This window comes from Curtobacterium sp. MCBA15_009 (genome assembly GCF_001864895.1).
GTDB lineage: Bacteria > Actinomycetota > Actinomycetes > Actinomycetales > Microbacteriaceae > Curtobacterium.
Genome location: NZ_MJGO01000037.1, coordinates 22,731 through 31,175 on the forward strand (window position 1 = coordinate 22,731; position 8,445 = coordinate 31,175).

The window sequence follows — 8,445 nt, forward strand, 5'->3', positions numbered from 1 at the left end:
GGCCAGAAGAAACTGGCACCTACGCGCGATTCGACCTCCTACGCGCGATTCAGCCCCCTACGCGCGAAACAGCACCCGGCACCGGCAACAGCACCCGCGCCCTCAGCCCCGGCGCACCCGCAGCGTCACGATCTCGAACGGGCGGAGCGTCAGCACGACCGGCTCGCCGGAGTCCCACTTGTCGCCGAGCGTCCGCTCGAGCAGGTCCACCGCGGTCACCGAGGCGGCGTCGAACCCGAACGACACCCCGACGTCGGTCGCCCGGCCGCCCGAGGCCTCGTACAGGCGCACGACCACGTCGCCCGAGCGGTCCTCGGCGAGCTTCACGGCCTCGACGAGCACCTGCGGCGACGACACCGTGACGAGCGGCTCGACGGGTGTCGAGCCTGAGACGGTCCGGACCGGCAGGTTGAGCCGGTAGCCCGAGTCCGCCGCGTCGAGCACCGAGGCGCCGACGCGCAGCACCGTGCGGAACACGTGGTGCCCCTGGTCGGCGTCCGGGTCCGGGAACGTCGGCCCGCGCAGCAGCGACTCGCGCACGAGCGTCGTGGTCCCGCCGTCGGGCCGCGTGGAACGGGTGACGTCGTGGCCGTAGGTCGAGTCGTTCGCCACCGCGACGCCGAACCCGGGCTCGGCGACGTGCACCCAGCGGTGCGCCGAGGTCTCGAAGCGGGCGTGGTCCCACGAGGTGTTCTGGTGGGTCGGCCGGTCGATGTGCCCGAACTGGATCTCGCTTGCGGCGGACGACGCCCGGACGTCGACGGGGAACGCGAGCTTCAGCAGCTTCTGGTGCTCGTGCCAGTCGACCTCGGTCTCGACGGTCAGCTCGGGCTCACCCTCGACGGCGGAGTACCGGGTCGTGAGCGTCGACGACCCGAAGGACCGTTCCACCACGAGCGTGGAGCCGTCGATCGCGACCGACGAGGCCGTCAGCACGGTGCCGTTGCGCTGGTAGGCGCGGTCGATGTCCCACGCCTCCCACTGGTTCGGGGTGTCGCGGAACACCGTGTACTCGGCGCCGGCCGCGCCCGGTGCGATCGCGTCGCGACCGCTGGCACGGTCGACGAGCGACACCACGTGGCCGGCCGCGTCGACGGTCGCCGTGACGACGCCGGTGTCGAAGACGAAGTGGTCGCCGTTCCGGACGGGAGGCACGGGTCGCGGCTCCTCGCCGAGCGAACCTCCCAGGGCGGTTGCGTCCCCCGCCGCGACCGGCGAGGCGTTGAAGCGCACGACGCTCCCGGACGAGCCACTGCCGGCGCCGGCGTCGGACGGCGCATCGAGCAGCCCGCTGCCACCGCTCCCGCCTGCGGCCGTCGACGACGACGCACCGACGCCGGCGAGCACCGTGGCCCCGCCGTTCGCGAGCGCGGTCGTCGCGTCGCCGATCAGCCCCTCGAGGACCTCGGCGATCCGTGCGTAGTTCTCCTCGGCGTTCTCGTAGACCCAGGCGATCGAGGACCCGGGCAGGATGTCGTGGAACTGCTGCAGCAGGACGGTGTGCCAGGCCGCTTCGAGTTCCTCGTACGGGTACTCCGCGCCGAGTCGCACGGCCGCGGTCGCCGCCCAGAGCTCGGCCTCGCGCAGCAGGTGCTCGGAGCGGCGGTTGCCCTGCTTCGTGCGGATCTGCGACGTGTAGGTGCCGCGGTGGAACTCGAGGTACATCTCCCCCGACCACACGCCGGGTTCCGGCAGCACGCGCTCGAGCTCCTCGAAGACCTGGGCGGGCGTGCCGAGCTGGACGCGGGGCGAGCCGTCCAGGTCGTGCTGGCGTCGGGCGGCCGCGACCATCTCGCGGGTGGGGCCGCCGCCGCCGTCGCCGAAGCCGTAGAGCAGCATCGAGGTGTTCGCGACGCCGCGCTCCTTGTTGTTCCGCTCGCCGCGGTGCAGGTCGGCGGCGGAGACGTCCGAGTTGTAGGTGTCCGCCGGCGGCAGATGCGTCAGGATGCGCGAGCCGTCGATGCCCTCCCAGTGGAAGGACGTGTGCGGGATGACGTTCGTCTCGTTCCACGACGGCTTCTGGGTGACGAACCACTTCGAGCCCGCGGCGCGGACGATCTGCGGCAGGGCGCCCGAGTAGCCGAACGAGTCGGGCAGCCAGGCCTCCGGGGTGTCGATGCCGAACTCCTCGAGGAAGAACCGCTTGCCCGCGACGAACTGGCGGGCGAGGGCCTCGCCGCCGGGCAGGTTCGTGTCGGACTCGACCCACATGCCGCCGACCGGGATCCACCGGCCCTCGGCCACCCGCTGCTTGATGCGTGCCCAGATGGACGGGTACCCGTCACGGATCCAGGCATACTGCTGCGCCGACGAGCACGCGAAGGTGAAGTCCGGGTCGCGGTCCATCAGGTCGAGCACGTTCGAGAAGGTGCGCGCGCACTTGCGCACCGTTTCGCGCACCGGCCAGAGCCAGGCGGAGTCGATGTGCGCGTGTCCGACGGCGATCGCGCGGTGCGCGGCGGCGCTCGCGGGCACGGCGAGCACGGGCGCGAGGACCGCGCGGGCGTCGGCCGCGGTGCCGGCGACGTCGTCCGGGTCGAGGGCGTCGGCGGCGAGCTCGAGCGCGTGCAGGACGTCCGCGCCGCGGGTGCCGTCGGTCGGCAGCTCCGCCATCAGGCCGCGGAGGACCCAGAGGTCCTGCTGCAGTTCCCACACGGTGTCGTCGCGCTCGACGACCTCGAGCGCGCGCACCCGGTAGATCGGCCGGTCGCCGGCGGTCGACCGGGAGCCGAGCGGGGTCCGGCCCTGGAACGAGTCGCCGCCGATGTCCGGGTTCGCACCGGCCTCGACGTAGAGCTCGAACGACTCGCCGGGGCCGACCTCGAGGGGCACGGTGTCGTTGCGCGGCTCGATGCCCTTGATCGTGGAGCCGTCCGGACGGTAGGCGAGCCCCTCCGCCTGGAAGCCCGGGTGGCGCTTCGTGAAGCCGAGGTCGACGTGCAGCTCGGCGGTGGTGCCGGGTGCGGTGCCGAAGTCCTCGGGCACGGTGCCGGTGACCCGGAACCAGGTGGTCCCCCACGGGCGGCCGCCCCAGGCGCTGCCCACCGTGAACGGCCTGTACGTCTCGCGCACCGCGGCCGTGAACGGCACCGGTTCGCCCGGCACCTCCCACGCCTCGATCGTCACCGGTGCCGAGCGCCGCAGGACGGCGGGGTCGACGCGGTCGCGGACGAGGCGGGCGATGCGGGCCTCGACGAGCGGTTCGTCCTTGTGCATGTGCTTCCTTTCGAGAGAGCCGGCGGGACCGACGGATCGGCCCTGGTCGCCGACGGATCAGCCCTTGATGCCGCCGGCGAGCGCGTTGCCGCCGCCGAGGCCCCTGGACACGATCACGTAGAGGGCGATGACGGGCACGGAGTAGATGATCGAGAACGCCGCGAGCTGCCCGTAGGCGACGGCGCCGTACTGCCCGAAGAAGTTGAAGATGCTCACCGCGGCGGGCACCTTGTCGGGCGAGAGCAGCAGGACGAAGGGGACGAAGAAGTTCCCCCAGGCCTGGATGAACACGAAGATGAACACCACCGCGATGCCCGGCCGCATGAGCGGGATGACGATGCGGGTCAGGGTCGTCATCATCGAGGCACCGTCGGTCCACGCTGCTTCCTCGAGCGAGATCGGCACCGAGTCCATGAAGTTCTTCGCCATCCAGATCGCCATCGGCAGGCTGGTCGCAGCGAGGAAGAAGATGCAGCCCCACACGTTGTCGATGAGGTTGAGCGACACGAACAGGCTGTAGACCGGCACCATCATCGCGGTGATCGGCAGCCCGGTGCCGAACAGGATCCCGTACAGGAACGGCTTGTTGACGCGCATCTTGTAGCGGGACAGCGGGTAGGCGGCGAGGAGCGCGACCACCACCGTCACGACCGCCGTGCCGCCGGAGAGCAGCAGGCTGTTCGCGAGCGGGATGAACGACAGCTCCGGCGTGAGCACCTTCGTGAAGTTGTCGAGGGTGAACGACGCGGGCAGCTTCACCGACAGCGAGGCCGCGGAGTCGAAGGCGGCCAGGACGAGCCAGAGCAACGGCACCGCGAAGCACACCGCGATGACGAGCAGCACGACGTTCGACACCCACCGCATGGTCCGACCCCGCGGCGAGGTCATGTGCAGCGAGCCCGGTGCGGTCACCGACCGCGTGGCGTTGGGTACGGGACGGTCAGCGGTGATCGCCATCAGTCCACCTCCGGCTTGAGCGCGCGGATGTAGACGATCGAGAAGACCGCCCCCACCACGAGCAGGATGGTCGCGATCGCGGTCCCGAAGCCGAGCTGCGAGAACTTGAACGCCTCCTGGTACGCCAGGATCGGCAGGGTCGACGAGTTCGTGCCGGGGCCGCCGGCCGTCATCACGTAGATGAGGGTGAACACCGACAGCGTCTGCAGCGTCGTCAGCATGAGGTTGGTCGAGATGCTCCGGCGGATGACGGGCAGCGTGATGTAGACGAGCCGCTGCCAGCCGGTGGCGCCGTCGACCTCGGCGGACTCGGTGATCTCCTCGGGGACCTCCTGCACGGCGGCGGAGTACACGAGCATCGAGAACGCGGTGCCGCGCCAGATGTTCGCCAGGATCACCGCGAGCATCGGGTACGTGTACAGCCAGTTCGGGCCGGAGATGCCGATCGACGCGAGGAACGCGTTGAGCGTCCCCTCGTCGTTGAAGAACGCGTAGGCGGCGAACGAGGCGACGATCTCCGGCAGCACCCAGGCGGCGACGACGAACGTGCCGACGATCGCACGGACCGCCCGGTTCGCGGTGCGCATGAGGAGCGCGAGCCCGAGGCCGAGCACGTTCTGGCCGACGACGGCCGAGGCGAGCAGGAACACGACGGTGAGGACGACGGACTTCGGGAAGTCCGGGTCGCGGAACAGCTCGAGGTAGTTCTGCAGGCCGACGAACTGCTGGTCGGCGGCGCCGGCGCCGGTGAGCGCCGAGTTCGTGAACGACCCGTAGAACGACGAGATGACCGGGCCGAGCAGGAACACGACGAGCAGGACCATCGCCGGCAGGAGGGGGACCGCGCGGCTGGCGGCCCGCAGCGGCCGCCGCTTGCGCGGGGCCGTCGGGTCGGTGCGTTTCGGCGCACCGGGCGCCGACAGCGTCGGCGCGAGTGGGGTGGTGGACACGGTGGCTGCCTTCCGGGTGCGGCTGGGGCTGACTGGTCGGGGAGAGGCGGACGGGAGGCGCGGCGCACGACGCGGGGCGCGCCTCCCGTCCGTCAGGTGGTCCGGTCCCTACCCGGAGACCGTGTTCTCCTTGCCGACCACGCCGACGACCGCGTCGTCGTAGGCCTTCGCCGCCTGTGCCGGCGACTGCTGCCCGGTCATCACGGACTCCATCGCGACCTGGATCGCGTTGGAGACCTGCGAGTAGTCGCTCGTCGCCGGGCGGAAGTTCGTGTTCTCCACGAGCCCGGAGAAGAACTTGAACGTCGGGTTCGACGCGTCGTACGACGGGTCCTCGGCGACGTCCTTGCGGACCGCGATCTGGCTGTTCTCGATGTCGTACTTGAGCGAGCCCTCCTTGTTGAGGAAGGTCGTGATGAAGTCGAACGCGGCCTGCGGGTTCTTCGAGTTCTTGCCGACCGCCAGGGTCCAGCCACCGGACATGCTGTTGTACCCGGGGGCCTGGCCGTTCTGCGTCGGCATCGGCGCCTGGCCCATGACCTTGTCCCAGTCAGCCCACGGGGCGGTGCCGGACTTCAGCCACGTGCCGGACTGCCACGAGCCGTCGAGGTCGATCGCGAGCTTGCCCTTCGGCAGCCACGTCTGCGCGATCGTGGTGCCGATGTTCGTGTCGAGGGCCCGCTGCGGTGTCGGGCCGAGGCCGCCCTGGTAGACGTCCTTGATGAACTGCAGCGAGTCCTGGAACTGCTTCGAGCCCGTGACCCACTTCTTGTCCTTGTAGAGCGTGTTCCCGGAACCGTCCGCCCCGTAGAGCAGCATCTCGAAGCCCTGCATCGTCGAGGCCTCGCCCTGCGGCTTGCCCGAGTAGATGTTGAACGGGATGACGTCCGGCTGCTGCTCCTTGATGGTCTTCGCCGCGGACAGGACGTCGTCCCAGGTCTTCGGCTTCCACGGCACGGGGAGCCCGGCCTTGGCGAAGATGTCCTTGTTGTACCAGAGCGCCCGGGTGTCGGTGCCCATCGGGATCCCGTAGACCTTGCCGTCGTCGCCCTGGCCGGCCTGCTTGGCGTTGTCGAAGAACTGGTCCCACTCGTCCCACTTCGCCGTGTACTGGTCGAGCGGCAGCAGGTACCCGGCCTCGGCGTCGGCCTTCACCAGGAAGGTGTCCTCGTACATGACGTCCGGCGCGGTCGCCGGCGCCTTGTTCATGAGCGCGAGCTTCGTGTAGTAGTCGTTCTCCTGCGCCTGGATCGGCACGAGTTCGACCTTCTTGCCCGGGTTGTCCTTCTCGTACTGCTTCTTGACGACCTGCATCTGGGCGTCGAGCTGCTGGAAGGCGCCGAACTTCTGGTAGGCGATCTTGATGGTGTCGCTCGAGGCGGACCCCGAGCTCGAGCAGCCTGCCAGGCCGGCTGCGGCGACTGCCACGGCGGCGAGGCCGGCGAGGATTCGGGTGCGGCGTTTCATCGGTGCTCCTTTGCACGGGATGTCCGCGGGCTCCTCGGCCCGCGCGCAGGATTAGTCCAGCGGATGGACTTATCCGTGTCAAGGAGTTTCTCGCCGCGGGCCGCGGCGCGGGGGTGCGGCGTGCGGGTGCGGGTGCGGCAGCGCGGCGCGGGGCGGCGTTGTCCGCCGCTGGTGCACTCGGTGAGCAGAAGATGTTGTCGGGTCGGCGCGCTCGACCCGACGTCTTCTGCTCACTCGATCGGGGTCGCTGTGCCCGTGACGGTGATGCCGCCGGACGCCGGGACGTCGACGAGCAGCACGCTCGGGCGTCCGACGTGCCGGCCCTGCCGGATGGTGACGCGGTCCCCCGCCGCGACGGCACCGACCTCGCGCAGGTACGCGCCCGTCGCCGCTGCGGCGGAACCGGTCGCGGGATCCTCGGTGATGCGGCCGACGGGGAACAGGTTCCGCGCCTCGTACTCGCGCTCGCCGGTCCGGTGCAGCACGGTCACCGTGCCGTGCCAGCCGCTCTCCTGCTTGAGCGCGGCGAGCGGGACCGGGTCGAACCGGAACTGGTGGAACAGCTCGCTGTCGTGCAGCACCACCAACGGGTGCCAGTTGCCCGCGAACGACTCGAGCACCGGGAACCCCGGGGCGACGTCGCCGGGTACGAGCCCGAGCAGGTCGAGCAGTCGGGTCAGCCGCCCGGGCTCGACGGCCCGGGAGTCCGGCTCGACGCTCGTCATCGCCACCTGCACCGTGCCGTCCGCGCCGGTCGTGGCGTCGAGCGACACCGGACCGGCCGCGGTGGTGAAGACCCGGGTGCCGATCCCCTCGCGCTCAGCGATCGCGACCCCGAGCGCGACGGTGGCGTGCCCGCAGAACGGGACCTCGGCGCCCGGCGAGAAGTAGCGGACGCGCGGGCCGGTCGCGGTGGCGCCGACGACGAACGCGGTCTCGGGGTAGCCGACCTGCCGGGCGACCGCGAGCATCTCGTCGTCGGACAGCGCGGCCGCGTCGAGCACCAGACCGGCCGGGTTGCCGCCGCCCGGCTCGGCGGCGAACGCGGTGTACCGGAGGATCTCGATGCCCATCCGACGACGGTACCGCTGTGCCGCGCCGACCGGGGCCGAGCACTCGACGGTGGGGAAAACCCCCGGGTCGATCCGGGTGCGCACGTGATGTGTCACCGGCCGGCCGCGGCCGAGACTGGATCCATGAGCATCGACACCCGCCCCACCACCGCCCGCCGGACGCTCCGGATCGCCCTCGCCACGACCGCCGCAGCGTCGGCCCTCCTGCTCGCGACCGGGTGCAGCGTCCTGCAGGACATCGTCCCGAACAAGACCCCGCAGAAGCACTTCGCCTCGTACGCCGACGCGCCGCGGTCCGGTGAGTCGAAGGACGTCGCGTTCTTCATGCCGGCGTGGGTGCCGGACGACGCGGAGGACATCGACGTCCGCCTGCACGCCTCGCAGCCCGGCTACGTCATCCGGTTCGACTCGGCGCGCGGCGTCGACCTCGACGACTGCACGGAGCTCGACGGCTCGTACCGCGGACCGGCGATGACCGCGGACTTCCTGCCGGAGGACCTGCCGACCACGGGCCTGGTGACCTGCGGCGACGGGCGCGCGGTCGCCCAGATCGGCGAGCACTGGTACGGCTGGACGACGGAGGAGGTCGTCCCCGGCGACGACGGCCAGACGCTCCGCACGCAGGACTGACCCGGGGCTGCGCGCCTCGCGCCTCGCGCCTCGCATGGTGAGCAGGAACGGTCGGGTCGCGCACGGCGACCCGACCGTTCCTGCTCACCAAGCGCCCCGTAGGGCGTGGGGACTACTCCGCGACCGTGCGGAGGCGGCGGCGGCGGCGGCGG

Annotated in this window: 6 protein-coding genes; 1 reads left to right on the forward strand and 5 read right to left on the reverse strand. The window is 71.0% G+C overall.

Annotated elements, in window-relative coordinates; translation table 11 throughout:
- Positions 1–102: 102 nt before the first annotated feature.
- The 5 genes from BIU97_RS08405 to BIU97_RS08425 all read right to left on the reverse strand — a co-directional run bounded on the left by BIU97_RS08405 (position 103) and on the right by BIU97_RS08425 (position 7,663).
- Positions 103–3,216 carry an alpha-mannosidase gene (locus BIU97_RS08405; RefSeq protein WP_071297450.1) on the reverse strand — a complete coding sequence of 1,038 codons (3,114 nt, stop codon included), beginning with the start codon at positions 3,214–3,216 and terminating at the stop codon, positions 103–105.
- A 57-nt stretch (positions 3,217–3,273) separates the two neighbouring features.
- Positions 3,274–4,080 carry a carbohydrate ABC transporter permease gene (locus BIU97_RS08410; protein ID WP_254782971.1) on the reverse strand — a complete coding sequence of 269 codons (807 nt, stop codon included), beginning with the start codon at positions 4,078–4,080 and terminating at the stop codon, positions 3,274–3,276.
- A gap of 92 nt (positions 4,081–4,172) precedes the next feature.
- Complete coding sequence (locus tag BIU97_RS08415; RefSeq protein ID WP_083420866.1) at positions 4,173–5,123, reverse strand: carbohydrate ABC transporter permease; 951 nt, start codon at positions 5,121–5,123, stop codon at positions 4,173–4,175.
- A 108-nt stretch (positions 5,124–5,231) separates the two neighbouring features.
- On the reverse strand, positions 5,232–6,590 hold the full coding sequence (locus BIU97_RS08420; protein WP_071297451.1) for an extracellular solute-binding protein: 1,359 nt from the start codon (positions 6,588–6,590) through the stop codon (positions 5,232–5,234).
- 230 nt (positions 6,591–6,820) lie between these two features.
- On the reverse strand, positions 6,821–7,663 hold the full coding sequence (locus BIU97_RS08425) for a PhzF family phenazine biosynthesis protein (RefSeq protein ID WP_071254118.1): 843 nt from the start codon (positions 7,661–7,663) through the stop codon (positions 6,821–6,823).
- Positions 7,664–7,786: 123 nt separating this feature from the next.
- On the opposite strand from BIU97_RS08425, the gene BIU97_RS08430 reads away from it, so the two are divergent.
- Positions 7,787–8,293: a hypothetical protein gene (locus tag BIU97_RS08430; RefSeq protein ID WP_071254000.1), complete on the forward strand. Its 507-nt coding sequence runs from the start codon at positions 7,787–7,789 to the stop codon at positions 8,291–8,293.
- Positions 8,294–8,445: the final 152 nt, after the last annotated feature.